We start from the raw sequence: 943 nt of genomic DNA on the forward strand, positions 1-943 counted from the left end.
GATCTGGCGTGGTCGTCGCAGGAACAGCGGCGCGCCGACCCGTTCCTCCAGCACCTTGATCTGATAGCTGACCGCCGCTTGCGTCATGGCAAGTTCACTGGCGGCCTTGGTGAAGGAAAGATGCCGCGCCACCGCTTCGAACACCCGGATCGCCTGCAGCGGCGGAAGCTGTGCAACCTGCCGAGAGCTGAGGTCCGGCATAAAGCCTCCTTATGGGTCCTTATCGACGTTCGATTGGCAAAGACTGCCGTCAAGACCGACATTCCTAGTCAACCCGTCATTCGGGTTCAGGATAGCGAAGGTTGACGATCATGACCATGGCGCAGCAAAAATGCACTCCCGCACCGGATCACCGCTGGTTTTCGTGGCTGACGGATGGATTCGGCTGGTTCGCGGCCAAAAGACGAGCACATCTCGACATCAGGGACCTGTCGCCGCATCTGCAGCGCGATCTCGGTTTTCTCGATGGCAATGACCCTTTCGGGCGGCACAGCTAGCGCGGTTGGTTTTATCGCAAATCAGTTGTGGTTCCGGTCAGATGTTGGCCAGCAGGGCGGCGGCGGTCCGTTCATCGGTGATGAGGCCGTTGAGCAGCCGCCGGTTCGCGGCCGCCAGGATGCCTGGCAGCTTTCGTTCGCCCATGGCCAGTGCGATGACCAGTGATTTCTCGCGTGACGGAAGCGACGCCGACGACACCCGGTCGTTGGTGATGCCCTCGATCATGCGGCCCTCCCTATCGAACACCCAGCCGACGATCTCGGCGATGCCGCCGGCCTTCTGCAGCGCCTTCAATTCGCTCTCCGAAATGAAGCCGTCTTCGTAGAGCGGCGCCTTGGGGCCGAGATCGCCGATGCCGATGAAGGTGACGTCTGCCTCGGCGGCAAGCGCAAGCGTCGGCTGGATCATCGGCTGGTTGAGCAGCATCTCGCGCTCCTCCGGCGAC

General features: G+C 61.8%; 3 protein-coding genes. 1 reads left to right on the forward strand and 2 read right to left on the reverse strand.

Annotated features, from left to right (window positions below; all coding sequences use genetic code 11):
* A partial coding sequence (locus tag EN906_RS35535) for a LysR family transcriptional regulator (RefSeq protein ID WP_127375840.1) occupies nucleotides 1-201 on the reverse strand: 201 nt, incomplete at its 3' end.
* Nucleotides 202-311: 110 nt separating this feature from the next.
* Here EN906_RS35535 and EN906_RS35540 point away from each other — a divergent pair.
* Nucleotides 312-497: a hypothetical protein gene (locus EN906_RS35540; protein ID WP_127268414.1), complete on the forward strand. Its 186-nt coding sequence runs from the start codon at nucleotides 312-314 to the stop codon at nucleotides 495-497.
* A 37-nt stretch (nucleotides 498-534) separates the two neighbouring features.
* Here EN906_RS35540 and EN906_RS35545 read toward each other — a convergent pair.
* Nucleotides 535-943, reverse strand: a 409-nt coding sequence (locus EN906_RS35545) for a sugar-binding domain-containing protein (RefSeq protein ID WP_281060482.1), incomplete at its 5' end; no start/stop codon positions are given.

Origin of the sequence: Mesorhizobium sp. M7A.F.Ca.CA.004.06.1.1, from assembly GCF_003999135.1 — a bacterium.
Taxonomy (GTDB): domain Bacteria; phylum Pseudomonadota; class Alphaproteobacteria; order Rhizobiales; family Rhizobiaceae; genus Mesorhizobium.